Below are 26,598 nucleotides of genomic sequence, written 5' to 3'. Positions count from 1 at the left end.
GTGCCGCAACCTGGGGTATCTAAAATGAGTTCTACGAAGTTCGCCTGTTCGGCGATTGCGCTGGCGGCTGTTCAGATTTTGGCACCTGCAGCCCATGCAGACGATGCTGAAACTGCCGCGCTGCTTGAGCGAATCGAAAAACTGGAGGCTGCCAATGCGCAGCTCATGGCCGTTGTCGAAGGACTGGTCGAAGAGTCCAGGGTCGAACGCGTTCCTGTGGCCACGACTAAGGCCGGTGCCGCCGAGCCTGAGGCGCCGGCGGGAGCCTATGTCGGCATTGCGCCAGCCTATGGCTACGCCGTGCTTGATCACGCCGAGTCGGTGAACAAGAAGCGGATCCTGCAGCTTCAGGCCCGTCAGGACGGTACATTGAAGGATGTTGTCACCCTGTCTGGCCAAGCCACCGTGCTTGCCGACTATCAGACGAGCAATCGCGACGACAAGTTTGGCTACCTGATGCGTCACCCGACGTTCAACAACCAGATCGGCGACAATTCGTCCGAAGCCGTGATCCATTCGGCGTCGCTGGCGACCACAGCGGCGCTGACCGACGATATCACTGCCTATATCGAAATGTTGTATAGCCCGGAGCAGAGCTTCGGTGCGGGCACGATCACCGGCCTGTCGCGTAACCAGGTCCAGGTGCGCAAAGCCTACCTGATGTGGGGAAACCTCGACAAAAGCCCGGTCTATGCGGCGATCGGCAAGATGGACACGCCATTTGGCCTGAACGACACGGTTAGCCCGTTCACCAATTCAACGGTCTGGCATGCCTTCGCCGGGCTCGCCTATGGCGCCGAGCTTGGTTACCTGAAGGACGGGCTCAGCCTGCGGGCGATGGCGATCCAGGGTGGTGCGCAGTTCCGCGCGGCGCACACGCCGGTTGATGGTACCAATGTGCCGTCGAAATTGAACAATTTCGCGGTTGATGCCAGTTACACGTTCGACCTCGGGGAAGGCGACGGCGCGATGTTCGGTGCGAGCTACCAGCACGGGAGTGCCTATTGCCAGGACTACCCGGTCGTCCACTTCAATCCTTGCGCAGACAACAACCCGCAGTGGGCTGCTTATGGCAAGGTCGAGAAGGGGCCGTTCACGGTGCTGGCGGAATATGCTCAGACAACCGATGTCTGGCCTGGCTCAGCCGTGCCGGATCCGACCAATCCGCTCAGCCAGTTTGCGGCCCAAAAGACGAAGTCCTTTGCCGTTGGCGGACGTTACGGGTTTGGCCCCGAGCTTGAGGGCGGCGCCTTCGGCTCGGCGTTGTCGCTGGAATTCAGCACGTTCATTGCCGGCGATGATGGCGCGCCTTGGGAGCGCCAGGACCAGTGGGTGCTCGGTTATTCGAAATACCTCACGGCAAACGTGAATCTGTTCAGCGAATACGTTCGTGTCGATGGTTATGCGCCGCTGAACTTCGTGAGCGGGGGTAATTTCCCGGATGGCAGTACATGGTCGGACAGCGACGCAAGTACGGATGTCTTCCTGTTCGGGGCGCAAGCCGCTTTCTAGAAAGCCGTACCTTCACTATCAAAAAAGGCCCCCTGCGATCACTCGCGGGGGGCTTTTTTACAGGATCGGGCAAGCTATCTGGCGCCGAGGCGACGCGCGCCGAAGATCAGCAGGCCGACAAGCACGAGTTCGATAATGACGGGCTGGGCGATCCCAGCTGGCGGGCCGTCAACGATTATGCCGATGAAGCGGCCAAAGACCGCGAGGCCGAAGACCAGCGCCGACCCGTAAAGCCAATGCGCCTTGCCACGAAACAGTGCGAGCGCGCAGGCGATAAAGTTGACCAGAAAGAAAGCGGCGAGATCGGCGCGCAGTGAGTTCGCGCCAAGGGCGTCGATGCTGGTGAGGCCGAGAATGGTGCCTGCCTTGACCGGGTCTGCCCAGAACAGGAGGCCCATTGCCAGCGAAAATAGTCCGGCAAGCGTGACGCCTGCCCGTGCAATCCAAATCATGTTTTCCTCCCAGCGCCGGGCTCGTTTGGTTGGCCCGCATTCGCGCATTCAGGATGCATTCAGTCCAAATGTACAGACCGTGTGCGACCCCTCACCCAAAATTCGATATACTGACAGTAATTATGCCAATATAATATGTCCACCTGAAACGGAGAGGTCGCAAGAATTGATGAATGCACCGCTGGAATTGATGGGCGCTCCGGGCTCGCCTTATACGCGCAAGATGGTCGCGCTACTGCGCTATCGCCGAATCCCGTATGCGATCAGCTGGACGGCAGGGCGACCAGCCAAGCCGGGCTATCCTGTGCCGAAAGTGCCCTTGCTGCCGACCTTTTACTTTCCTGACAATGAGGGCGGTTTAACGGCCGTGACGGATTCGACACCGATTATACGGCGGCTGGAATCCGAAAATACCGGGCGTTCGGTTATTCCCTCCGATCCGGTCCTGTCCTTCCTGAACGACCTGATCGAGGATTACGCGGACGAATGGTTGACCAAGGCGATGTTCCATTTTCGCTGGGCCCACAAGGCGGACTATGACAATGCCGGGCCGCTTCTTATCTACTGGTCGCAGAACACGCTTGATGCCGAGAGTGCAGGCAAGGTGTCTGATGCAATCTCGAAGCGCCAGTTCGACCGGCTTTATGTCGTCGGTTCGAATGACGTGACAGCGGAGACGATTGAAACCTCCTATGCCCGCCTGATCGGGATACTCGATGACTTGTTGCAAAAAAAGGGTTTCGTGCTGGGTGCGCGTCCGTCTTCGGCGGATTTCGCGATCTATGGCCAACTCACCCAGCTGGCCATCGTTGAACCCACTTCGGCGGCGATCACAGTCGCGCGCTCGCCGCGTGTAAGGGCCTGGGTCGATCTCATGGAAGACCTGTCCGGGTTTGATCCGCAGGAAGAGGATTGGTTCGAGGCGGACGAAGCACGCGCGGCGCTGGCGCCGCTTCTGGCCGAAATCGGCCGCGTCTATGCGCCTTTCCTGATTGCCAATGCCGGGGCCATCATGGCGGGAGAGAAACATTTCGAGACGGAAATTGACGGCCGCACCTGGGCGCAGCCCAGCTTTCCCTACCAGGCCAAATGCCTGAGATGGTTGCGTGAGGGATATGGAGCGCTATCGGGCAACGAACGAGGATCGGTCTATGCGCTGATTTCCGGGTCTGGTTGCGAAACGCTTTTCGACGAGCCCTCCTGACGCATGCGACAGAACTTCAGTGATCGGATATTGCACGTTCGACCATGAACTTCATGGCAGCTTCGGCTTCTTCGGCAGAAAGGCCCTGGTCTTGCCGCAGGCGGCGCCAGGCCTGGAACCCGGTCACGACGTCCAATGCCGCGACAAGGCGCTTGTCGGATGCGCGGTCAGTCGGCAGCACGGCCTTCAGGCTCTCGCGCTCAAGAATCACATTGCGGCGATACTCGTCCATGAGGAATCGCGATTGGAACCGCCTGAGATTGGCCGAAACCCTGATCGGGAAAATTCGCTCATAGACATCGGCCCGGCGGCGAACCAGTTCGGCAAGCCGGTCTTTCCAGTCCGTGGCGGTGTAGGGCGCCAGCACGATGGGCATGATCTCGGACTGAATTTGCTCGGCCATTTCACCGAACAGGCTGTCCATATCCTCGAACAGACGAAACACTGTGCGCTGGCCCACAGCGGCCCGCTCAGCGACACGGGCGGCGCTGGGGTTCATGTCGCCTTCGCGGATCAGGGCGAAGAGGGCTTCGATGATCTGCGCACGGCTGCGCTCGCTGCGCCGCCTGCGCCCATCGACTGTATCGTCAGCGGATGGTGGGCCCGGAAATGGTGTGACTTTTGAATCGCTCATTTGAACCCGTCATGCTGGTTGATCACGTCGCTATCAGCAGGAAGGCTGAACACCATGCCGTCTTCGGAGACAATGATTTTTCCGTCGAATGCTTTTTTTGCGTCGCGAACAAAGTACGAATTGAGTACGCGTGCCGGCAGTGGCGGGATCGTATGGTAGAATACCAACTGCCGCGCGCCAGCTTCGCTGGCGGCCCGGGCCGCATCGGCCGGCGGGGCGTGATAGGTGAGAATGTCGTCGAGGATCCTGGCAATATGCGTCATCCCCTTCGCGGCGGCGGCGTCATGCATCAGCCCGACCATTTCCGGATCAAGCGCTTCATGGAACATGAGATCGACGTCTTTGGATGCGGCGACAAGATTGGGATCATAGATCGTGTCGCCGCTGATGGCGACGGAACGCCCCTTGTAGTCAACCCGGTAGCCGAACGCGGGTTCGACAGGCGCATGACTGACAGAGAAGGCCGTAACCCTGAGGCCGTCTTCTTCGAGAATGATGGCCTTTCCGCCGGGCCCGATAGGCAAGGTGATCGTTTCAGCGACACCCCCGCGCCCGGCCGGGTTGGCGATGTCTGATCCATGATGCGCCGTCCTGAACGTGCCGTCGATCCGATAGGCGGCATTGAAGCCGGCCACGACTTCGTCGACGCCTCGCGGACCGGACACAGGAAGCTGCGTCGCGCGACGGCCATTTACCCAGACCTGCATCAGCAATTCGCCAAGGCCGTCGATGTGATCAGAGTGAAGGTGGGTCAGGTATACGCGCTCGACACGGTCGATGGGGTAGCGCATTCGCGAAAGGTTGCGAGTACCGCCGGAGCCCGCGTCAAACACGATTGCGCGGTTTCCCGCCAGCACGGCGAGGCAGGGGCCCGCTCGCATCGGGTCTGGCATGGGCGTGCCCGCGCCGCAGACGAACACGTGCAGTCCGTCGGGAAGTTCGCGGCTCGCGTCGCGGCCGACATTCTGGGCGACGGCCCGTTTGAGCGCCGAAGCGGCGATCTGTGGCTTGAAGACTTGAAGGCCGATCAGGGCTATGGCGCCGAGGCTGACTGCGCCGACCAGGCCTCGCAATATCCATTTCATTTTGAGGCTTCTCCTCGTGTTTCCGTTGGCTCGTTGCCTGCCGCAAATCATCGGGTGTCCCGGAAGTGGCCCTGAAACCAAGCCGCGGCATGCTCGAAATCAGGTTCCGGGAGTATTATGACATAGTAAGTGCCATAATGTTTCCGGAGGAGCAATGGATAGTGGAGCAGGGCTGGATGTCAGCTCTTGCCGCATGGACATGGGCGAGGCTGTATGTTCAAAGGCGGCAACCTTAATTCCGGCGCTGCCGGCAGATGAGAAGCGTGACATGACCAAGGGCTTGGTGACGATATTCGGCGGTTCGGGCTTTATCGGGCGCTATGCAGCGCGCACGCTCGTGGAAAAGGGCTACCGGGTGCGTGTGGCCTGTCGGCACGTGAATACGGCGGCGGATGTGCGCCTGGCAGGCGCCCCCGGCTGGGTCGATATCGTTCAGGCCAATATTCGTAACCGGGCCTCGATCGAGCGCGCGCTGGACGGCGCTGTTGCGGTGGTCAACCTGGTCGGCATCCTGTTCGAGAGTGGTCCGCAAAGCTTCGAATCGGCCCACCGGGACGGCGCGGCGCTTCTGGCCGAGGTCGCAGCCGAAAAGGGCATAAAGACATTCGTTCAGGTGTCCGCCATTGGCGCGGACGCAGAGTCGCAGTCTGACTATGGCCGGACGAAGGCTGAAGCTGAGGCGGCCGTTCGCGCGGCCGTGCCAACTGCGACGATCCTGCGCCCGTCTGTCGTGTTCGGTCCGGAGGACGGTTTCCTCAACAAGTTTGCCCAGATGACGCGGTTCGCGCCGGCCTTGCCTGCTATCGGCGGCGGCAAGACGAAGTTCCAGCCGATCTACGCCGGTGATGTAGCAGAAGCGATTGCGCTGGCCGTGGATCTCGAAGCTGCAGCTGGCAAGACGTATGAGCTCGGCGGCCCGCGGACCTACACGTTTAATGAGCTTCTTGATTTCATCCTGAAACAAGTTGACCGGCGCCGCTTCAAGATTCCGCTACCCTTCTTCCTGGCCCGTCCTATCGGATATATCGCCGGAGCCGTGTGGCGCTACATTCCGCCCTTCTCGTGGGGCATGCTGGGTCAGCCCCCGGTCACCGGCGATCAGGTCGTGATGCTGAAGTCGGACAATGTCGTGGCCGAGGGCGCCCTGACGGCCAAGGATCTCGGACTGACGAGCCTGGAGACCGTCGAGTCGATTGCACCGACCTATCTCTGGCGGTTCCGCCCCTATGGCGAGTTCAACAAGGCGGCTGACGCCTGAGCGGCGCACGGCTGGCTCAGCCTACCTGAACCCCACCCGAACAAAAATGCCCGGAAAATGCCCGATAGGCGCCGTCTTGCGCGCCTCATTGAGGGCTGAGATGTGCTTCTCCGCAGGCGTTCGGGGACGCACGATGCGGGAGGGGCAGCACGCGGCAGGAGGGTCACACCTCGTGCGACGCGTGTTGCTTTGTGCCGGACAAGATCGTTCCGTCGGGTCTAGAGAAGGCCGATGGCTGGTGTTGTCAGGATCAGTGCAATGCCGAGCGCAAAGCGGTACAGGACAAAGGGAAGGAAGCTCATGCGCCGCAGGAGCGCCATGAGGGCTGCGATGGATGCAAGACCGGTGATGAAGGCGACGGCGGCGACGATCATTCCGTCCTGGAGCGTGACGATGCCGTCAGTGGGGGCATCCATAAGACCGAGCGCGCCGTAGAGACCGGCTGCGGCCAGGATAGGCGCCCCGATCAGCATAGAAAACCGGGCCGCTTCCGAACGTTCGTAGCCGAGTGCGCGAGCGGCCGTCATGGTGATCCCGGACCGGCTGGTGCCGGGGATGATCGCAGCAATCGCCTGTGTCGCGCCGATCAAGAAAGCGTGCCCCAGCGTCATGTCCGCCTCCTTTCGGTCGCGCCCGCCCCGAACGTCCGCCCACCAGAGCAGCGCACCGAAGACGATGGTGGCGCCAGCAACCGTGTACACACTGCGCAGAGCGTGCTGCATGTCCTGGGGCAGGAAATTTTCGTAAAGAGCGGCGACGACGAGCGCGATCGGCGTGGCGACGAGAATGCAAAGCGCCAGACGTGCGCCGGGTGAGAGCGGCTTCTTGGTGACGGGAGCGGCCACCAGTTCGAACCCGCCCAGCACCGCGCTTGCGACGTCCTTGCGGAAATAGAGCAGCATGGCCGCCAGCGTGCCGAGATTTGACACGGCGTTGATGAGCAGCTCATCCCGCCCGACCAGACCGAAATAGTCGGACGCCAGAAGGACATGGGCTGAGGAGGAAATCGGCAACCATTCGGTAAACCCCTGAAGAGTTGCTATGATGATGAGCTGGAGCAGGGACATGGCGGCCTCTTCTCGGATTACGGCAGTATGACGCGCCGCGGGAGGCTCTTCACCTAGCCCAGTTTGGTCGATTGAGCACCCATATCCATATATATCGAAATGATACAAAAAAAATTAAGTTCGCAGAAGCTGGAAACCGAAACATCGCATTTCTCCTTTTGCAAATATCATTATGATATACATAAGGGAATTGATGCTTGTCGTCTCGTGCCTTGTCATTGTAGATGGCGGGTCAATCGAGTGGAGGTCTGAATGGCTGAGAAGATGCTGCAATTTACGCATGTGCAACGGTCCATGCCGGCCAAGCGCGCCGCGGACGAGCGCGCGCACGACTTCGACGAAATCTACGCCGAGTTCAGCCTCAAGGCGGCCGGTGCGCAGGCGGCGCGCTGCTCGCAATGCGGTGTGCCATTCTGCCAGCAGGGCTGCCCGCTCTCGAACAATATTCCCGACTGGCTGAAACTGGCTGCCGAAGGCCGGCTGGAAGAAGCCTGGCAGGTCTCAACAGCCACAAACAACATGCCCGAAATCTGCGGCCGCATCTGTCCGCAGGACCGGCTGTGCGAGGGCATCTGCACGATCGAGCAGTCGGGACACGGCACCGTGACGATTGGCTCGGTCGAGAAGTTCATTACCGACACGGCCTGGGAAAAGGGTTGGGTAAAACCGATCTCGCCGCCGCGCGAACGCTCCCAGTCGGCGGGCATCATCGGCGCCGGTCCGGGCGGGCTTGCTGCGGCTGAGCAGCTGCGCCGCAAGGGCTATCAGGTGACGGTCTATGACGCCTATGACCGCGGCGGCGGCCTGCTCGTCTACGGTATTCCCGGGTTCAAGCTGGAAAAGCCGGTTGTCGCGCGGCGCATCAAGCATCTCGAAGACAGCGGTGTGACTTTCAAGTTCAACACACGGGTCGGCCCGGATATCTCGCTGCAGGACTTGCGCAAGGCGCATGACACGGTTCTCATCGCGACCGGCGTTTACCAGGCGAAGGACCTGAAATGCCCGGGCGTAGGTTCAGAAGGCGTCCTCGCGGCGCTCGACTATCTGACGGCCTCCAACCGCAAGAGCTTTGGCGATGCCGTGCCCGAATTCGACGACGGCACGCTGAACGCGGAGGGCAAGCGAGTGGTTGTCATCGGCGGCGGTGATACGGCCATGGACTGCGTGCGAACGGCTGTGCGCCAGGGCGCCAAGTCCGTGACCTGCCTCTATCGCCGCGACCGCGCGAACATGCCCGGAAGCCAGCGCGAAGTGGCCAATGCAGAGGAAGAAGGCGTCGTATTCGAATGGCTGGCGTCCCCTGAGGCGATCCTCGACACCAAGGCAGGCAAGGCCAAGGCCGTGCGCGCGGCGAAGATGAAACTGGGCGAGCCGGATGCGTCCGGTCGCCAGAGCCCGGTCAAGACTGGCGACACGATGGACGTGAAAGCCGACATGGTGATCAAGGCGCTCGGGTTCGATCCAGAAGACCTGCCGGAACTGTTCGGCGAACCGGCACTGACCGTGAACCGGTGGGGCGCGGTGCGCGTGGATTACGCAACAATGGAAACGAGCCTGTCCGGCGTCTATGCCGCTGGCGACATCGTTCGCGGCGCCTCGCTGGTCGTATGGGCGATCAAGGACGGCCGAGACGCGGCCGAGGCGATGCACCGGGCAATGAAATCGGCTGAAAAAGCCTCGAAAGTGGCGGCGGAGTAAGATCAGATGTCAGATTACGTGAAGCAATACGAAGCGAACCGTCAGAAACTTGTCGACGGTCACGCTTACGACCCGGCTGACGAGCATGATGCCTGCGGCGTCGGCCTTGTCGCCGCGCTGGATGGCAAGCCGCGCCGCGAGATCGTCGAGATGGGCATCATGGCGCTCAAGAATGTCTGGCACCGCGGGGCGGTCGACGCCGACGGAAAGACAGGTGACGGCGCGGGTATCCGCGTGGCCGTGCCCCAGGATTTCTTCCGCGAGCATGTCACGCGGACCGGGCACACGCCCACCGACGATCCGATCTGTGTCGGGCAGATATTCCTGCCCCGCACCGACTTTGCTGCGCAGGAGTCCGCCCGCACAATTGTCGAAACCGAAGTGCTGCATTTCGGATTCTATATTTACGGCTGGCGCCAGCCGCCGGTGGACGTGTCAGTGATCGGACAGAAAGCCAAGGACACGCGCCCGGCGATCGAACAGATCATGTTCCGCGACGCGCAAGGGCGCTCTCCGGAAGACCTGGAACGGGCGCTTTACATCTGCCGCCGCCGCATAGAGCGGCGGGCGCGCGAAATGGCGATTCCCGGTTTCTATGTCTGTTCGCTCAGCCATGCCTCGCTGATCTACAAGGGCATGTTCCTGGCCCAGGACATCGACAATTTCTATCTCGACCTCAAGGATCCGCGCTTCATTTCGAATTTTGCGATCTATCACCAGCGCTATTCGACCAATACCTTTCCGCAATGGTCGCTTGCCCAGCCGTTCCGGATGATCGCGCATAATGGCGAGATCAACACGCTGCGCGGCAACAAGAACTGGATGAAGAGCCACGAGATCCGGATGGTTTCTGAAGCGTTCGGCGAGCATGTCGATGACGTCAAGCCGGTGATTCCCGATGGATCGTCGGATTCCGGCGCGCTGGATTCCGTGTTCGAGCTTCTCTGCAAATCGGGCCGGCCCGCGCCAATGTCGAAAGCCATGCTGATCCCGGAAGCATGGTCGAAGCGGGATTCGGTCATGCCGACGGCGCACCGCGCACTCTATGACTATTGCAACTCGGTGATGGAGCCCTGGGACGGGCCAGCCGGGATTGCGGCTTATGATGGTCGCTGGGCCATTGCTGGACTTGACCGCAACGGCCTTCGTCCGCTGCGTTATGCGCTGACCACGGACGGCATTCTAGCGGTTGGTTCGGAAGCAGGCATGTGCCCGCTCGGTGATCACGAAGTTGCAAAGCGCGGCTCGATCCCTGCCGGCGGCATGATCGCGGCAGACCTCCAGACCGGAAAGTTCTACGAGCATCGCGAGCTGATCGACTTTCTGGCGGCCCAAAATCCCTATGAGGAGTGGCTCTCAAGTGTCACTGAACTCGAGCCTGAAATCGGCCCCGGACCAGAGCCGCAATTGTTCAGCAAGGAAGAACTCCTTCGCCGCAAGACGGCTGCCGGCTATTCGCTGGAGACGCTGGAACTGATCCTCGCGCCGATGGCAGAGGCAGCCAAGGAGGCGCTGGGGTCGATGGGCGACGATACGGCGCCTGCGGTGCTGTCCTATTCCTACCGCCCGATGAGCCATTTCTTCCGTCAGAATTTCAGTCAGGTGACCAACCCTCCGGTCGACCCGCTGCGCGAAGAGCGGGTGATGAGTCTCAAGACGCGTTTCAAGAACCTCGGCAACGTGCTGGATACGGACAAATCTCAGCAGGAAGTTTTCGTTCTGGAAAGCCCCGTGCTTTCAACCGGGATGTACGAGCGCCTGATTACACGCCTCGGTGTCGGCATGACCGAGATCGACTGTACGTTCGACGAAGCAGACGCGACAGGCGATGGCGGCGCGCTGAAGGATGCGCTGAGTCGCATCCGTCGTGAGGCCGAAGAAGCCGTACGGGAAGGGCGTGAGCATATCGTGCTGACGGACCAGCACCAGTCTGCGAACAAGATTGCGATTCCAATGATCCTCGCCACGGGCGCGGTGCACTCGCACCTCGTGGCGCAGGGGCTGCGCACTTTCTGTTCGATCACGGTCCGGTCTTCAGAGTGTCTGGATACGCACTATTTTGCAGTTCTTGTGGGCGTCGGGGCAACCTGCGTGAACGCCTACCTGGCACAGGACGTGATCGCGGATCGTCAGGCGCGTGGCCTGTTTGGCGACATGACGCTGAACCAGTGCGTGAAGAACTACAAGGACGCGATCGAAGCCGGCCTCCTCAAGATCATTTCCAAGATGGGGATCTCGGTGATCTCGTCCTATCGCGGGGGCTATAATTTCGAGGCTTTGGGGCTCTCACGTGCCCTGGTGGCAGATTATTTCCCCGGCATGAGCAGCCGCATATCCGGGATTGGCCTTGCCGGCCTTGAGGAGAACGCACTTGTTCGGCATGAAGCTGCGTTTGACGAGGATGTCGTTTCGCTTCCTGTTGGCGGTTTCTACCGGCTGCGCGCAAACGAAGAACCCCACGCGCTTGATGGCAACCTGATCCACACGCTGCAGGCGGCCTGTAATCGTGGAGATTATTCAATCTATCGCAAGTATGTCGAGGCCGTGCACGCGCGCGACCCGTTGCAATTGCGCGACCTGCTTGATTTCAAACCGGCGGGAGACGCGGTGCCCCTGTCGCAGGTCCAGTCGATCAACGAGATCCGCAAGCGGTTCGTCACGCCGGGCATGTCGCTGGGCGCACTCAGTCCGGAGGCGCATGGTACGCTGAACGTCGCCATGAACCGGATCGGCGCGAAGTCGGTGTCGGGAGAAGGCGGCGAAGACAAGGCCCGTTACCGGCCGCTGCCGAACGGCGACAACATGAACTCTGCCGTCAAGCAGATTGCTTCAGGGCGTTTCGGTGTGACGGCGGAATACCTCAACCAGTGTCGCGAGATCGAGATCAAGATTGCCCAAGGCGCCAAGCCCGGTGAAGGCGGACAGTTGCCCGGCTTCAAGGTGACCGAATTCATCGCCAAGCTGCGCCATGCGACGCCCGGCGTGATGCTGATCTCGCCGCCACCGCACCACGACATCTATTCGATCGAAGACCTGGCCCAGCTGATCTACGACCTGAAACAGATCAATCCCGATTGCCGCGTCTGTGTGAAGCTCGTAGCACAATCTGGCGTCGGCACGGTTGCTGCGGGTGTGGCGAAGGCCAAGGCGGATATCATCCTCATCGCCGGCGGCGTTGGGGGAACAGGCGCAAGCCCGCAGACATCGATCAAGTATGCCGGCCTGCCATGGGAACTAGGCCTTGCTGAAGCCCACCAGATACTGTCGCTGAACAACCTGCGCGGCAAGGTGACCCTGCGCACCGATGGCGGCCTGCGCACCGGACGCGATATTGTCATCGCCGCCATGCTGGGCGCCGAGGAATACGGTATCGGCACCGCGAGCCTGATCGCCATGGGTTGTATCATGGTGCGCCAGTGCCATTCGAATACCTGCCCGGTCGGCGTTTGCGTTCAGGATGAGGCACTCCGGGCCCACTTCACGGGTACGCCCGAGAAAGTGGTGAACCTGATGAGCTTCATCGCGGAGGATGTACGGGAAGTGCTGGCCTCGCTCGGCCTGACGTCACTCGACGAGGCGATTGGCCGGACGGACCTCCTCGTACAGGTCAGCCGCGGCGCATCGCATCTTGATGATCTTGATCTCAACCCGCTGCTCGTTCAGGTCGATACCGATCACCCGGTTGTCTACCAGCCGACGCGCCGGGAAGAGGTGCCGGACTCGCTTGATGTGCAGATCCTGCGCGACGCCGAGCCCTTCTTCGAGCGTGGCGAGAAGATGCAGCTTGAATACAATGTCCAGAACACGATGCGGGCGATTGGTGCACGGTCGAGTTCGGCGATCACCCGGAAGTTCGGCATGAGTGCACTGCCTGAAGGGCGCCTGCACATCCGGCTTGAAGGGTCTGCCGGCCAGTCGCTGGGCGCGTTCAGCGTTCAGGGCCTGCTGCTCGAAGTGGTTGGAGATGCCAACGACTATGTTGGCAAGGGCCTGTCGGGCGCGACGATTGTGGTTGCGCCGAAACCGCGCGAGCGTCGCTCGTCCATCGGTGACGCGATCGTTGGCAATACGTGCCTTTATGGGGCGACGGCGGGCAAACTGTTCGCGTCAGGCACGGCCGGCGTGCGTTTTGCCGTGCGCAATTCGGGTGCCAAGACAGTGGTCGAAGGTTGCGGCGCCAACGGCTGTGAATACATGACGGGAGGCCGGGCGGTCATCCTCGGTCCGGTCGGCGACAATTTCGGCGCCGGCATGACAGGCGGGGCTGCCTTCATTTGGGATCCGGATAATCGGTTCGAGCGTGTGGCAAACCCTGATTCCATCGACTGGTATCCGCTGGCCGACATGCCGACCGAACATATCGAGCAATGCCGGGCGCTGGTCCAGGAACATGCGGATCGCACCGGTTCGATCAGGGCAGCCGACCTGCTGGCGGAATGGGATGTCGCGCTCAGCCAGATCCTGATGATTGTTCCGAAGGAAATCGCTCACCTTCTCCTGCCGAAGGACAAGCCCAAGGCGAAGAAGAAGGTGTCCGAAAAAGCCTGACCGTAGCTGGGCCTCGTCCTTCGTGGGACGAGGCCCGGCGGTCGGTTCAGGACTTCTTGCGGCGGATGCGGGGCCAGATCAGTTTCAGCCACATCCACAGGAACACGCCGATCAGGATCAGCCATGGCAGGCCGACGGCAAAGGCAGTGATAACGGCAGCGAGTGCGCTCGACAGGTTATAGAAGAACCCACCGAAGGCTTCGCCGAGGGGGCTCAGCGCGCCGCGCGAGACCGGATTGCGCTTGGTCTCGTAGCTGACAGCCAGCTGGCTCATGTTCACCCGCTGCATCAGCGCCTTCATGCTGGATTTCAACGAGTCGATATCGCCGTTGACCCGCGCCAGTTCGCGTTCGGTTTCGAGCAGGTCACCCAGATCGCCCGGACGGTTTTCCAGCAGGTCCTCGATCCGCTTCTGCAGGGCTTCCTGGGCATGCAGCCGGGCATCTGTATCGATGATGGTAACGGTCAGGTCTTCTGCCGTGGTCTGGCGACTGGTCACGTCGCCCTTCGCGGCTTCGGCCTCGGCCTCGACGCCGCTCATGAAAGTTTCGATCCAGTCCGGCGTGGCACGGATATTCAGCGAACCGGACGCTTCGTCTTCCGACCAGGCGTTGAGATAGGAATTTGTGACGATGCATTTGGCCGGGCCCGCTGCATTGCAGGCGGCGATATGGCCCTGCATCACGGGTTCGATCGCAGCGACAGGCAGGCGCAGGCCGATCGAATGGGAATAGGCGATGTATTGTTGAACTTCGGCCTCTGGCGTTGCGCCGCCGACATTGATTTGTTCCGCCGGCGCTTCGTTGAAGGCGTCCTGGCTCATCATCGCGGTGGGGGCAGGCGGAGGCGGCGCCATGGCAGGCGCCATTTCGCTTTTGTCGTATCCGCCTGAGCCGCCGCAGGCAGCCAGAACAATGACCGCCGTCGCCAGCAGGATTGAGTAACGTGTCTTCATGAGCTTGGTCCCTCCACAGATGGCACAGAGCCATCATGAAACCCGAATAAAGGCAATATCAGGCTGGAATTGTGGAGCGCTTGGGCGGGGCGAATGCGTGCGGTGCCTGAGGGGCTGGAAAAGACCCGGTTGCCCGCCCGCAAAGCGGTCACGAACGCGTTGCAAGGCGGGTGAGACATCAGGGGCAGATACGAACGGACGCTTTTATGCTAGCGCGGAAACCGTTCCGGATTTGCTGGCGCCCGATGAAACCGAAAATACTGACGACACTCCAGACCTATTCCTGGTCTCTATTCCGGGCCGACCTGATGGCCGGCATTACCGTGGCCATGGTCGCGCTGCCGCTGAGTCTCGCGATCGCGATTGCGTCGGGCGCTGATCCCGCCAAGGGGATCGTGACTGCGATTGTAGGCGGATTCCTTGTCTCCCTGCTGGGTGGCAGCCGGGTGCAGATTGGCGGGCCGACCGGTGCGTTCATTGTGGTCGTGTTCGGGGTGATCATGCAGCATGGCTATGACGGGCTGGTGCTCGCGACGTTCATGGCCGGCCTCATCCTGCTGGCCGCGGGCCTGTTGAAGGTCGGCAACCTGATCAGTTTCGTGCCTGAAGCAGTGGTCCACGGCTTCACCATCGGAATTGCGGTCATCATCGCGACGAGCCAGCTCAAGAACATTTTCGGTCTTTCGATGGATTCGCTACCGGCCGACTTCCTTGAGAAACTGCCTGTCCTCTGGGAGGCGCGCGCGACGGCAAGCCTGCCCGCGTTGGGTATCGGTCTCGCGACGATCGCGGGCATTATCCTGCTCCGCAAGATGGCGCCGCGCTTACCCGGCCTGATCGTCGCGGTCGGTGTGACGTCTGCGGTCGCGGCCTTTATGGCTCTGCCGGTAAACACGATCCACTCGCAGTTTGGGGCCCTGCCAAGCCACTTGCCGATGCCTTCGTTTCCGTTGCTTTCAGTGGACCGTGTCCTTGAACTGCTGCCGTCAGCCTTCGTGATCGCGTTCCTCGCCGGGGTTGAATCACTCCTGTCTGCAATGGTCGCCGACAAGATGAGCGGCGGGCATCACCGACCGAATGCCGAAGTCATCGCACAGGGGTTTGCAAATATGGGCTCGGCGCTCTTTGGCGGCCTGCCTGCCACGGGCGCCATCGCGCGGACGGCAACCAATGTGCGCGCGGGCGGAAAGACGCCTGTTGCCGGGCTCATTCATGCGCTGGCAATTCTGATTGCGATGTTGGTGGCTGCGCCGCTCGCGGGATACCTGGCCATGCCCGCGCTGGCCGGATTGCTGATACTGACCGCCTGGAACATGAGCGAACCGCACAAGTGGAAGAGTTACCTGTCTGCGCCGCGCGCTGACCGGTTTCTCCTGCTGCTCACGCTGGTTTTGACGGTAGTCGCCGATCTGACAATCGCGATCGGTGTCGGCGTGTCCGTGGGACTGGCCATTCGCCTGCGGCGTCGGAACGTGCCCCCTGCCGATTGGGACACACCGGAACGCTAGGGGCGAAACCCGTACCGGTATTCTCCCGTCTCGATGATACGCACAGCATGGTGCACGAAGTCGACGAGCAGGGTCCGCGTGTCGCGCGGGTCGATGATTTCTTCGGCAAGAAAACTCTCGGCCGTGCGGAACGGAGAACGAATCGCTTCGAACTTGCGATAGAGCTGTTCCTTGAGGGCATCCGGATCCTCGGCCTCGGCGAGTTCCTTGCGGAACGCCGCCTCGATGCCGCCCGCCATGGGCAGGCTGCCCCAGTCGCCGCTCGGCCAGCAATAGCGCCACTTGGTCTTCGACTGGTTCATCATCGCCGAACCGGCGAGCCCGTAAGCCTTGCGGATGACCACCGAACAGACCGGAATATTGGCCTGGTAGATGGCCGTCATGGCGCGCACGCCCGCGCGGGTGACGCCAGCCGTCTCGGCCTTCACGCCGACGGCGAAACCCGGGCAATCGACAAAGTGGACGACCGGCAGGTGGAACATGGAGCAGAGGTCCATGTGCCTCGTGACCTTGTCGCAGACATCGGCCGTCCACGCGCCGTCCAGGAAGAAGGGGTCGCCCGCCAGTATGCCGACTGGATGCCCGTCGATCCGCGCGAAGCCGCAGACCATGCCCCGGCCCCAGTCGTGCCCGATCTCGAAGAAGCTGTGACGGTCTACCGTCGCTTCGACAATCTTGCGGGGCTTGTAGGGCGTCTTGCCGTCGGTCGGGACGATCGACAGGAGGAATTCCTCCTTGCGGTCCGGGTCGTCCGTCGGCGGTGTGCGTTCGGGCAGCTCATGCACAGATGGCGGAAGGTAGGACAGGAATCGCCGCGCCGCTTCAAAGGCGTCGGCCTCTGTGTCGACCACATTGTCGACCGTGCCGTTCTGGCCCTGGATTTTCCAGCCGCCGAGTTCTTCCTTGGTCACATTCTCGCCGAGTGCGATGGCGACCGGCGGCCCGGCGACGAAGACCTGGCTGAGTTCCTTGACCATGACCGAGAAATGGCTGGCGGCGACACGGCCAGCGCCCATCCCGGCACAAGGGCCCAGCGCCAGCGAGACGAATGGCACCTGCGTCATGCCGTGAACGATTTCATTCCAGCCGGGTGTTTCAGGAATATAGGTGCGCGGATCCTTCTCGAGACTCTTGACCGAACCGCCGCCGCCGGTGCCGTCGATCATCTGGACCAGAGGCATCCGGTATTCGGTGGCCATCTTGATCATCTGGACCATCTTCTGCCAGATCGCAGCGTCGGACGCGCCGCCGCGCACGGTGAAATCATCGGCCAGAATGACCGTGGATTTACCGTTCAGAGTCGCACGCCCGGTGACGGACGTGGATGGCGTGAAGGCTTCGAGTTCGTCGTCAGCGCCATAGGTCGCCTTGCCGGCGATCTTGCCGATCTCGTGGAAGCTGCCGGGGTCGGCGAGAAAGGCCACGCGTTCGCGGACGGTGAGCTTGCCGCGGCCGCGCTGGCGTGAGACCGGCTCTTCGCCACCCATTTTTTCCGACAGGCGCTCGCGCCGGCGCAATTCTTCGATCGATTTTTTCCAACTCATGCCATCATCAATCGGCGGTGGTGGCCCCTTTGGTCAAGACTTTCCGAACGCGGCGCAGGAGGTGCCGTTGCGGCAAGCGGGATCAAGTCCTTGCGACGTTGAAACCATTATCGCGGCGTGAAGCGGCACCATGATCGCGTCAGCGGGAGCGCTGAACAATCCCGACCGGCTTCAATCTTTCCTTGCATTCCCCCGTGTCCCTCTGCTTTATCCCATTCAGGCTCATTCCAAGGAGGACCCATCATGGATCTCGCAGAACTTACATCCAAAGCTTCGTCCGCTGTCCAGCCGGGCGGCGATTTCACCAAAAAGGTGAAGTTCGATTTCGGCAGCGTCGGCAAACTCTTCATCGACGGCGTCGCAGGCAAGGTCGACAATTCCGACGGCGCAGCAGATGCGACGATCAAGGTCGACTGGGATGACTTCCAGAAGATTTCCGGCGGCCAGATGGACCCGACAATGGCGTTCATGCAGGGCAAGCTGAAAGTCGAGGGCGACATGTCGGTTGCAATGCAACTGCAAAGCCTGATGAAGAAGTTCTCGTAGAATCCGCGACGGCTTACCAATCCAGAAGGGGCCGCCCCGGGGAAACCTGAGGGCGGCTTTTTTTCATGACTGACAAGACCGCCACAGCCAGAGCCGATCAGCGCAAGGACTTTGTCATTGTGCCGGGCAATCCTGCGCCCGACGGCGCAGAAATTGTCTGGTTCGAGGGCAGTGCCGGGCGATCGCTGCGAGCCTGTATCGCGCCAGCGCTGACCTACAACAATCCGCGCGGCACGGTGATCGTCTGCCCGGGCCGTACGGAATTCATCGAAAAGTATTTCGAGGTCGGCCGCGAGCTCCAGGCGATGGGCTTTGCCGTGGTGATCATCGACTGGCCGGGCCAGGGCCTGTCGGACCGCCTGCTGGACGACACGAAAAAGGGCCATATCGACCGTTTCGAGACCTTTATGGGCGCGCTCGCCAAGGGACTGGAGAAGCTCGATGACAGGCTGCCGCGGCCCTATGTGTCGCTCGCCCATTCCATGGGCGGGGCGATTGCGCTTGCAACGATCGCGCAGGGACTGGTCAAGGTCGAGGCTGCTGCCTTTTGCGCGCCGATGTGGGGGCTCAAGTCGAAATTCCTGGGCATGAATTACCTTGTCTGGGCCATGCGTGTGACGGGCCGGTCAGGCGATTATGCGCAGCAGCCCGGTCCGGCGGAGACATTCGAAACCAATATCGTGACGCACGACAAGCGCCGCTGGCAGATGCAGCGAGACCTTTGCGACGCGGCGCCGGAACTGGAACTGGGGCCGGTGACCTGGGGCTGGCTCGGCGCGTCGCTCAATATCGTGTCGACCTTCGGCAAGGCCAAGGCACTCAACGCCGTGAACATCCCGGTCTTCATTGCGTCGGCGGGTGAAGAAAAGCTGGTCGACAATGCCTCGCATGAGGCCGTCTGCGCACGTCTGCCCGATTGCGAGCATGTCACCGTTGAGGGCGCGCTTCACGAAATCCTGATGGAAACGGACGAACGCCGCGCTGAGTTCTGGGAAGGATTCCAGCGCCTGCTGCAACGCGCCGGAATCTGACCCGGCTGGCGACGGCCCGACAGACGGGCTATGCTGGCGTCCGAACATGGGAGTGAGGACGCGATGGCCGAAAAGACACTCGTGGAATTCGTCAAGGAGAGCCTCGAGCGCGGGCAATCGCGCACGGCCATCGTCGACGCGCTGGCCGAGGCGGGCTGGCGCAAGGCGGAAGTGGATGCGGCATTGGAGACGTATTCCGATGTGGCGTTCCCGGTCGCCGTGCCGCGACCTCAGCCTTACCTGTCAGCGCGCGAAGCCTTTTTCTATCTCCTGTTCTTCATCCTGCTGGGCATCGTGTCCTACAGTCTCGGCTCGCTTCTGTTCGCGCTGATCGAATATGGCTTTCCCGACAAGACAGACGTGAATGACTATCGGGTGTTCAGGCTGGAATCACAGGTGCGAAGTGGTGTGTCAGGCTTGTTGGTGGGAACGCCGATCTTCCTTTGGATTGGCTATATCCTGCGGGGTGCACGTCGCAGGAACCCGCAAATGCAGCGCTCCCGCATTCGCAAATGGCTGACTTATGTCAGCCTCGTCGTTGCCGGGTGCACACTTGTCGGCGACGGCATTTCGCTCGTGTACAATTTCCTTGGCGGCGACCTGACCGTGCGGTTTGTCCTCAAGTCGCTGGTGGTGGCTGTGATTGCCGGGGCGATCTTCACCTATTTCATCGGCGATGCGGAGAAGGGAGACCAAGGCGATGTGGGCTCCGAGTGAATCCGGCGACTGGCTGGCCGTCGCGCTTGTTGGCGTTTCCGTTGCCGCCATAGTCGCGGGCCTTGCGATCATAGGCGGGCCGGGGCAGGCGCGCGAGGTGCAGCGCGACCAGATACGGCTGAATGCCCTCGTCGGGACAGCCGAAGCGCTGAACTGTTACAGCCGGGGTGTCGGCACCCTGCCGGAAGACTTTCAGGTTGTGCGCGTGGCCATTGCGGATTCCGGTTCGCCGGCGCGGCTGGCAAAAGGGTGCAGCAACGCTGCATGGAGCGATGACCCGGTCACAGGTGTGCCGTTCGACATTCTCCCCATTGATGCCCAGCACGCCCAGATTTGCGCCGTGTTTGAACGGCCATCAAAGGATGAGCCGAGATATTACGGGACCGGCTGGCACGGTCCGTACATCGACGCCGCTTCGCCGCGCCCCGAGGCAGGCCGGTTCTGCTACACCGTGAATCTTGTTGCGTCACCAGACTGATCAGCTTGACTTCCCTAGCGTCGCCGACCCACGTTCAGTGCAAAGCGAAGAGGAAGCGCCCCATGAAAGTTGCCGCCGTCAAAAAACCCGGAGGTCCCGGAAGCCTTGTCATCGAAGAGCGTCCGGATCCAAAGCCGGGCCGTGGCGAGATCCTAGTCCGTGTGAAAGCCAGCAGTCTCAACTATCACGACTTCGTTGTCGTGATGGGCGGCATCCCGACACCGGATGGCCGCATCCCGATGTCGGACGGGGCTGGCGAAGTCGTCGCCGTGGGTGAAGGTGCCAACCGGTTCAAGCCGGGCGACCAGGTGCTCAGCCTGTTTTTTCCGAACTGGTATTCGGGCGCGCCGCAGATGGCCGGCTTTGCCAGCGTGCCGGGAGACGGTGCCGACGGGTTTGCCGCAGAATTTGTCGCCATGCCCGAGTCGGCCTTCACGCGCATGCCTGAGGGTTATTCATTCGAGGAGGCTGCAACGCTTCCCTGCGCTGCGCTGACGGCCTGGCGCGCGCTGATGGTCGAAGCGAAAATCAAGCCAGGCGACTGGGTGCTGACACAAGGCACGGGCGGAGTCTCGATCTTCGCGCTGCAATTTGCCAAAGCCGCCGGCGCGCGGGTGATCGCGACATCGTCGTCCGACGCGAAACTCGAACGCCTGAAAGCGCTCGGCGCTGACCACCTGATCAACTACAAGACCACGCCGGAATGGGGTAAACAGGCCAAGGCATTGACCCTTGGCCGCGGCGTTGACGAAGTTGTCGAGATTGGCGGCCCGGGGACGCTCGCCCAATCGATCCAGGCCTGCAAGATGGGCGGACATATTTCGCTGATCGGCGTGCTGACCGGCGTATCAGGCGAAGTACCAACGGCCGCGCTGTTCTCGTCAAACATCACACTTTCCGGAATTACCGTCGGCTCAGCCACCCAGCAGGAAGACATGATTGCGGCAATCGAGGCGAACAATATCAAGCCCGTGCTCGATCAGACATTCCCGCTCGACAAGATCGCCGACGCGTTCGCCCATCAGGCGTCGCAACAGCATTTCGGCAAGATCATCGTTGCGATCTGAACCGGGCCTAGTGCCGGAAGTGGCGCATGCCCGTGAACACCATGGCGAGACCGGCATCATCGGCGGCGGCGATCACTTCGTCGTCGCGGATGGACCCGCCGGGCTGGATCACGGCTGTCGCGCCGGCTGAGGCAGCCTGGAGCAAGCCATCGGCAAACGGAAAGAACGCATCGGAGGCTGCAACGCAGCCCTTGGTTTTCGGTGTGTCCCAGCCAGCCACTTCAGCGGCATCTTCCGCCTTGCGGGCTGCGATTCGGGCCGAGTCGATCCGGCTCATCTGGCCTGCGCCAATGCCGACCGTGGCGCCATCCTTTGCATAGACAATCGTGTTCGACTTGACGTGCTTGGCCACGCGCCAGGCGAAAAGGAGGTCGTCTAGCTGTTCGTCGGTCGGCGTGCGGCGCGTAACGACCTTGAGATCGGCGCGGGTAATGCGGCCAAAATCGCGGTCCTGCATCAGGAAGCCACCGGCAACGGTCTTGACGAAATGGCCGGGAGAAGCCGGATCGGGCAGGCCCTCGGTAATCAGGAGGCGGAGATTTTTCTTCTTGGCGAAGATGGCCTCGGCATCGGCATCTGCGCCCGGCGCGATGACAACTTCTGTGAAGACGCGGCTGATCTCGTCAGCCGTCGCGCCATCCAGCGGGCGGTTGAGCGCGACGATGCCGCCAAAGGCCGAGGTGGAATCGCAGGCAAGGGCCGCGCGATAGGCATCGATGACGGTCTTGCCCTGGGCAACACCGCACGGGTTGGCGTGCTTGATGATGGCCACGGCGGGCGTTTCGGCGCCCAGCTCACCAATCAGTTCATAGGCCGCGTCCGTATCATTGATATTGTTGTAGGAGAGCGCCTTGCCTTGCAGCTGTTTCGCGGTCGCGACGCCGGGGCGGTTTTCGCCGGTTACGTAGAAGGCGGCCTTTTGGTGCGGGTTTTCGCCATAGCGCAGGGCTTCCTGCAGCCTGCCGCCGATCGCGGCCCAGTCGGGCGCGGTGTCGCCGAGCTGGCGGGCGTACCAGCCTGAAATGGCGGCGTCATAGGCGGCGGTACGCGCATAGGTCTTTGCCGCGAGCTTGCGGCAAAGCGTGACGGGGACTTCGCCATCATGGCCTTCCATTTCCGCGATCACCGCATCGACGTCGCCGCCGTCGGTGCAAACGGCCACGAATGCCCCGTTCTTGGCTGCGGCGCGCAACATGGCCGGGCCGCCGATATCAATGTTCTCGATGCAGGTGTCGAAGTCGGCGCCGGAAGCGACCGTGGCTTCGAACGGATAGAGATTCACGTAGATGAGATCGATGGCGCCGATACCGTGCGTTTCAGCGTCCTTCACATGGCCCGGATTGTCACGCAGGTAGAGAAGGCCACCATGCACGGCCGGATGAAGCGTCTTGACGCGCCCGTCCATCATCTCCGGAAAGCCTGTCAGGTCGGAAACGTCCTTGACGGAGAGCCCGGCCTCTTTCAGCAGTTTTGACGTGCCGCCGGTCGAGACCAGTTCCACGCCCATGGCGGCAAGCTTGCGAGCCTGGTCGACGAGACCGGTCTTGTCGGAAACGGACAGGAGGGCTCGGCGGATGCGAACGGGCGCTCCGCGGCTGGCGGCGTCGGTCATGGGGGCATCCTCTGGCAGCTGGCTGAATTACCGCGCGGGGTAGCACGACCGGCTGGGGCGTCAAGCGCTGTGGCGCCGGGCACGTACCGCGCGGTTGGCGCCATATTCGGGCACCAGCACACCGAGCAACCTCAGGGCTTCTGACCGTTCCCGGCGGCCTGCTGCTTCCAGGAGGGCGGCAAGTTGTTTCTCGAACAGTTCGCCATGTCCGTTCGGCGACGCTACGCGATTGATGCCGTCGACCGAGGTCGGGCTGACTTGTTCATGAAGGTAGGTCAGCGCTTCATGCATCTTTTCGCCATCCCTTAGGCCGGTGGTCACGATCTCGATGTCTTCGCCTGGGACAAGGCCCTTGAGGCGGATCATGGTCTCGGCCAGCTGGAGGATCGCAATCGGTTCGCCCATATCGAGCACGAACAGGTCGGCGGCACCTTCAAGCGCCTGAAGGGCAGCGGCCTGCAATACAAGCGAAGAGGCTTCCTCGACAGTCATGAAATAGCGCGTGACCCCCGGGTCTGTAAGCGTAACAGGTCCGCCGGCGGCGATCTGTCGTTCGAACAGCGGTACGACGGACCCGGATGAGCCGAGTACGTTGCCGAAACGGACCATGGAGGCCGACATCCGGGAATCGGCCGCAATCCGGCTGACCGCGATTTCAGCAAGCCGCTTCGTGGCCCCCATAACATTGTCCGGGTCGACAGCCTTGTCGGTCGAGACGAAGACGAACCGGCGGGCACCGACGGCGACCGCTGCGCGCGCCGCATTCACCGCGCCGCCCACATTGGTCAGGATGGCCTCGCAGAGATTATGCTCCATCAGGGGAACATGCTTGAGCGCGGCCGCATGAATGACGAGGTCAGGCTGGGCGCGCTGGAAGACATCGGTGAGCCGGGCGACGTCACGCACGTCCCCAAGGCGCGAGACAACCTGCACACCGGGCGCGGCCGAGCCGAGGGCCATGTCGATGCTGTAGAGATTGAACTCGGACGCGTCGAGAATTGTCAGGCAGGCGGGGCTCAGCGCCGCGACCTGCCGGGTCAGTTCCGAGCCGATCGTCCCGCCGCCGCCTGTCACGAGCACCTTGGCGGACGTGACGATATTGCGAACGGGGGCGATATCGAGCTGGCGTTCCGGCCGGGCGAGAAGGTCTGCCGGATGAACGGGTTCCAACATCTGTGCGGTTTCGTCACCGCCAAGCGCCATGATTTCGGCGCCATGGCTTGATGCAATTTCGAGAATCTGGAGCATGCCCTCGCGAGACCGGGCGACGCCGGTCACAGCGAGCCAGGGTGTCTGACCGTACCGGACGCGCAGAACGTCGATTACATTTCCGAGGTCGTCCAGCGCGCCCATGATGGGAACGCCGCGGATGGCGCGGCCGGGGTTTGCCCCGCGCATGTCAACAACACCGAGCACGCGGACTTTGCCACCCTGAGGTGCGCTCTGGAGCCGTCGCAATACGTTAACGCAGTTCTCAGCATCGCCGACAAGGAGGACGGGTTGTCCGGAGCGTGCCACGGGGCTGAAAATCTGCAGGGGCATGTGCGTTGATCGCGACAGGGCGATCATGCGGCCGGCGAACAAGAGGATTGTCCAGAGCAGGGTGGCGACGAGGAAGGTCGCCCAGGGCGCAACGAGCTTGCCGTTGAGCAGCAGCATCACCGGCAGGTAGATCAGGCCTGACAGCCCGATCGCCTGAACCGTCATCACGGCATCGGGCCAGCCCATATGGCGCCAGACCTGTTTCTGAACGCCGCGGATCATGAATCCGGCGAACACGGCCAGGATGAAAAAACAGGTGCTCGCGATGACAGATACAAGTGAAAATGGTCCGGTGACTGCGTCTGACGACCACACCAGTACGGAAGCCATGACCATCGCGATCGCCGCCATGGTGACGTCGAACCCCAGGGTCAGGACCATGGCCCTGCGGGCTGCGCTCTGTGGGGTCATGCTGCAGACTCCTTGAGGAAGGCCCAGCGGATACAGTTGGGTGGTTCATTGCCGTCGCTGTTCGGGTCGGCATAGCCGGCCATGACGATCTGTTCCGGCTGTTCGACGATACCGCGCGCGAGGTAGACTGTCCGTTCAAGCCGGGTGCCCTCATGGCTCGTCTTGAAGCGCCAGACGGAACCATTATCGCAGATAAGGCGGATCGCATCACGCGACATCATGGCTGTGACGGTTGGGTGGAGATGGAACCGGATTTCGAAATTGATGAACTTGGAATCGTCTGATCGCGATTGAGAAATCGGGCGTACCAGCGAATCCTCGCCGGTCAGCCGGCTACCGTCGCCCGACATGAACAGGCGCCGGCGATGCAGGAGGCCGCAAGCTGCCTTGTAACCACCATGTTGGGCATCAAGCCAGATTTCGTCGGACTCCTCGAGCCGCTTGGCCGAGATGCCTTCAGGCCCCTTGGCTGCGAGCAGGCGGGATTCTTCATTGACCACGAAACTGGCCGAGTCCCGCCCTGCAAGCACGAGGGTGGAATGCGCACCGGTGCGTCGAACCGCAGCCTGCCAGTCGACATTCACTTCCGCACTATAGCCACAGGATGTGACCAGCCGGGCCGGCCCATCCGACAATTCGAATCCGAGCGCGCCGGCATGGGCAAAATCCCCGAATGGCGCCGGTGGGGCTTCGCCGCAATCGAGCACAAGGCGCACAGGACCTTTTTGAAGTTTCTGGAACCCGGATTTCGGCGCAAACGTGAAACGGCGTGGCGGCGTACCAAGGCGTGTCAGCGCGGCGTTGATGGCCTCCGGCCTCCCCTCGTCTCCATCATTGAAAGGATTCAGCGCGCCGTCTTCCGTTTGGAAAAAGGCCAGCATCGCCCCCATGCGCGGAATCCACTTTTCAAAATATTCCGGTACGACATGACCTGCTTCCTGCAGGACTTCGCGCAATGTGAGCAGGTTGAGCAGTGCAGACAGGAGACGCGACGGACTGCGGCTGACATGACCGCCATCCGGAAGGATTTGTGCCGTGCATTCGCCATCCAGCCGAGCCAGCGCTTCATCCAGCTTGTGCGCTCCATCCATGCAAACGGAACGGGCGACCATGACGCACGACCCCATCCAGCGGGTTTTGGGATCCGTCGTCTGGTCGAGGGTTTCCGACAGGAATTGCAATTGCCTGACCAGGCATTCCATGCGCTCGGGCCTGGCGCCTGCGGTGAAGATGTGGCTAGCACACCGCATCCAGTTCCAGATGCGATTTGCGGTTGGTTCAGCCCGCCACGCGAACCCGTTGAACGTGCCGAATGCATCGATCCAGGAATCAACAAACGCCCCGGCCCGGCTTGTGCCGGCAGGGCCTTGTGAGAGGAGGTCCGGTAGCCAGTCGAAACGGTGCAGCCTGTCCGCAAAGTGCCGCGATGGAAGGGAAACCGACCAGGGGGCTTGCGCACGCTCCAATGTCAGGCGTTCCATGCCAATGCGCCATACATCGCGCATCAGGGCTTCGCCGCGCCATGTGTCAGGCGGAACAATATCGGGGAGATTGACGTCGAAATCCCTGGGCGAGGTACTCGTCAGCTTCAGTCGCTGCCGCGCGCCGATTCGCGCGTCTTCACCGGCAACGCCGCGAAAACGTCGCCACAGGGCGGCGTCGTCGGCGCTGGAACGCGTGCGGTCAGCTCGGAATTCGCTGTCTCCACCACCCAAGGCACGGCCCATCC

20 protein-coding genes are annotated in these 26,598 nt (G+C 61.7%); 11 read left to right on the top strand and 9 right to left on the bottom strand.

The window, feature by feature from the left end:
* Positions 1 to 24 precede the first annotated feature (24 nt).
* Complete coding sequence (locus AC0L7I_RS03410; protein WP_473398132.1) at positions 25 to 1,512, top strand: hypothetical protein; 1,488 nt, start codon at positions 25 to 27, stop codon at positions 1,510 to 1,512.
* A 74-nt stretch (positions 1,513 to 1,586) separates the two neighbouring features.
* Here the strand turns inward: AC0L7I_RS03410 and AC0L7I_RS03405 are convergent, their stop codons facing one another.
* Positions 1,587 to 1,964 carry a DUF4345 family protein gene (locus tag AC0L7I_RS03405; protein ID WP_473398131.1) on the bottom strand — a complete coding sequence of 126 codons (378 nt, stop codon included), beginning with the start codon at positions 1,962 to 1,964 and terminating at the stop codon, positions 1,587 to 1,589.
* A gap of 169 nt (positions 1,965 to 2,133) precedes the next feature.
* Between AC0L7I_RS03405 and AC0L7I_RS03400 the strand changes: the two genes are divergently transcribed.
* The gene (locus AC0L7I_RS03400) at positions 2,134 to 3,168 is read left to right on the top strand and encodes a glutathione S-transferase family protein (protein ID WP_473398130.1); all 1,035 of its coding nucleotides are present in this window, start codon (positions 2,134 to 2,136) and stop codon (positions 3,166 to 3,168) included.
* Between the two features lie 16 nt (positions 3,169 to 3,184).
* On the opposite strand, the gene AC0L7I_RS03395 is transcribed toward AC0L7I_RS03400, so the two are convergent.
* On the bottom strand, positions 3,185 to 3,802 hold the full coding sequence (locus AC0L7I_RS03395; protein ID WP_473398129.1) for a TetR/AcrR family transcriptional regulator: 618 nt from the start codon (positions 3,800 to 3,802) through the stop codon (positions 3,185 to 3,187).
* Positions 3,799 to 4,887: an MBL fold metallo-hydrolase gene (locus AC0L7I_RS03390; protein ID WP_473398128.1), complete on the bottom strand. Its 1,089-nt coding sequence runs from the start codon at positions 4,885 to 4,887 to the stop codon at positions 3,799 to 3,801. Before AC0L7I_RS03390 ends, AC0L7I_RS03395 begins: the two co-directional genes overlap by 4 nt.
* Positions 4,888 to 5,041: 154 nt before the next feature.
* Between AC0L7I_RS03390 and AC0L7I_RS03385 the strand changes: the two genes are divergently transcribed.
* A complete protein-coding gene (locus AC0L7I_RS03385) occupies positions 5,042 to 6,145 on the top strand; it encodes a complex I NDUFA9 subunit family protein (protein ID WP_473398127.1) in 1,104 nt (367 codons plus the stop codon).
* Between the two features lie 218 nt (positions 6,146 to 6,363).
* Here the strand turns inward: AC0L7I_RS03385 and AC0L7I_RS03380 are convergent, their stop codons facing one another.
* Positions 6,364 to 7,212, bottom strand: a complete 849-nt coding sequence (locus AC0L7I_RS03380; RefSeq protein WP_473398126.1) for an undecaprenyl-diphosphate phosphatase — start codon at positions 7,210 to 7,212, stop codon at positions 6,364 to 6,366.
* A gap of 252 nt (positions 7,213 to 7,464) precedes the next feature.
* Here AC0L7I_RS03380 and AC0L7I_RS03375 point away from each other — a divergent pair, with 252 nt between their 5' ends.
* Positions 7,465 to 8,910, top strand: a complete 1,446-nt coding sequence (locus tag AC0L7I_RS03375) for an NAD(P)-dependent oxidoreductase (protein WP_473398125.1) — start codon at positions 7,465 to 7,467, stop codon at positions 8,908 to 8,910.
* Between the two features lie 6 nt (positions 8,911 to 8,916).
* On the top strand, positions 8,917 to 13,458 hold the full coding sequence (gltB, locus tag AC0L7I_RS03370; protein ID WP_473398124.1) for a glutamate synthase large subunit: 4,542 nt from the start codon (positions 8,917 to 8,919) through the stop codon (positions 13,456 to 13,458).
* 46 nt (positions 13,459 to 13,504) lie between these two features.
* On the opposite strand, the gene AC0L7I_RS03365 is transcribed toward gltB, so the two are convergent.
* Positions 13,505 to 14,413, bottom strand: a complete 909-nt coding sequence (locus tag AC0L7I_RS03365; protein ID WP_473398123.1) for a DUF4349 domain-containing protein — start codon at positions 14,411 to 14,413, stop codon at positions 13,505 to 13,507.
* A 245-nt stretch (positions 14,414 to 14,658) separates the two neighbouring features.
* Between AC0L7I_RS03365 and AC0L7I_RS03360 the strand changes: the two genes are divergently transcribed.
* Positions 14,659 to 15,921, top strand: a complete 1,263-nt coding sequence (locus AC0L7I_RS03360; protein ID WP_473398122.1) for a SulP family inorganic anion transporter — start codon at positions 14,659 to 14,661, stop codon at positions 15,919 to 15,921.
* Here AC0L7I_RS03360 and AC0L7I_RS03355 read toward each other — a convergent pair.
* Positions 15,918 to 17,465: an acyl-CoA carboxylase subunit beta gene (locus tag AC0L7I_RS03355; protein ID WP_473398121.1), complete on the bottom strand. Its 1,548-nt coding sequence runs from the start codon at positions 17,463 to 17,465 to the stop codon at positions 15,918 to 15,920. The genes AC0L7I_RS03360 and AC0L7I_RS03355 overlap by 4 nt on opposite strands.
* 243 nt (positions 17,466 to 17,708) lie before the next feature.
* On the opposite strand from AC0L7I_RS03355, the gene AC0L7I_RS03350 reads away from it, so the two are divergent.
* The 5 genes from AC0L7I_RS03350 to AC0L7I_RS03330 all read left to right on the top strand — a co-directional run bounded on the left by AC0L7I_RS03350 (position 17,709) and on the right by AC0L7I_RS03330 (position 21,304).
* The gene (locus tag AC0L7I_RS03350; RefSeq protein ID WP_473398120.1) at positions 17,709 to 18,011 is read left to right on the top strand and encodes an SCP2 sterol-binding domain-containing protein; all 303 of its coding nucleotides are present in this window, start codon (positions 17,709 to 17,711) and stop codon (positions 18,009 to 18,011) included.
* Between the two features lie 65 nt (positions 18,012 to 18,076).
* Positions 18,077 to 19,042, top strand: a complete 966-nt coding sequence (locus AC0L7I_RS03345) for an alpha/beta fold hydrolase (RefSeq protein WP_473398119.1) — start codon at positions 18,077 to 18,079, stop codon at positions 19,040 to 19,042.
* Positions 19,043 to 19,105: 63 nt separating this feature from the next.
* On the top strand, positions 19,106 to 19,759 hold the full coding sequence (locus tag AC0L7I_RS03340) for a DUF5671 domain-containing protein (protein ID WP_473398118.1): 654 nt from the start codon (positions 19,106 to 19,108) through the stop codon (positions 19,757 to 19,759).
* Positions 19,743 to 20,237, top strand: a complete 495-nt coding sequence (locus tag AC0L7I_RS03335) for a hypothetical protein (protein ID WP_473398117.1) — start codon at positions 19,743 to 19,745, stop codon at positions 20,235 to 20,237. The genes AC0L7I_RS03340 and AC0L7I_RS03335 overlap by 17 nt, the downstream gene beginning before the upstream one ends.
* Before the next feature lie 62 nt (positions 20,238 to 20,299).
* Entirely contained in the window at positions 20,300 to 21,304 is a 1,005-nt protein-coding gene (locus AC0L7I_RS03330; protein WP_473398116.1) for a zinc-dependent alcohol dehydrogenase family protein, read from the top strand.
* A 7-nt stretch (positions 21,305 to 21,311) separates the two neighbouring features.
* Here AC0L7I_RS03330 and purH read toward each other — a convergent pair whose 3' ends face one another.
* From purH to AC0L7I_RS03315, 3 genes are read right to left on the bottom strand one after another with little or no spacing between them, the layout of a single operon-like run.
* Positions 21,312 to 22,916: a bifunctional phosphoribosylaminoimidazolecarboxamide formyltransferase/IMP cyclohydrolase gene (gene purH / locus AC0L7I_RS03325; protein WP_473398115.1), complete on the bottom strand. Its 1,605-nt coding sequence runs from the start codon at positions 22,914 to 22,916 to the stop codon at positions 21,312 to 21,314.
* Positions 22,917 to 22,976: 60 nt separating this feature from the next.
* A complete protein-coding gene (locus AC0L7I_RS03320) occupies positions 22,977 to 24,869 on the bottom strand; it encodes a polysaccharide biosynthesis protein (RefSeq protein ID WP_473398114.1) in 1,893 nt (630 codons plus the stop codon).
* The gene (locus AC0L7I_RS03315; RefSeq protein WP_473398113.1) at positions 24,866 to 26,596 is read right to left on the bottom strand and encodes a heparinase II/III family protein; all 1,731 of its coding nucleotides are present in this window, start codon (positions 26,594 to 26,596) and stop codon (positions 24,866 to 24,868) included. Before AC0L7I_RS03315 ends, AC0L7I_RS03320 begins: the two co-directional genes overlap by 4 nt.
* Positions 26,597 to 26,598: the final 2 nt, after the last annotated feature.

Source organism: Hyphomonas sp. J20-32 (assembly GCF_055808555.1).
This window is presented reverse-complemented; position numbering and strand designations above follow the sequence as displayed.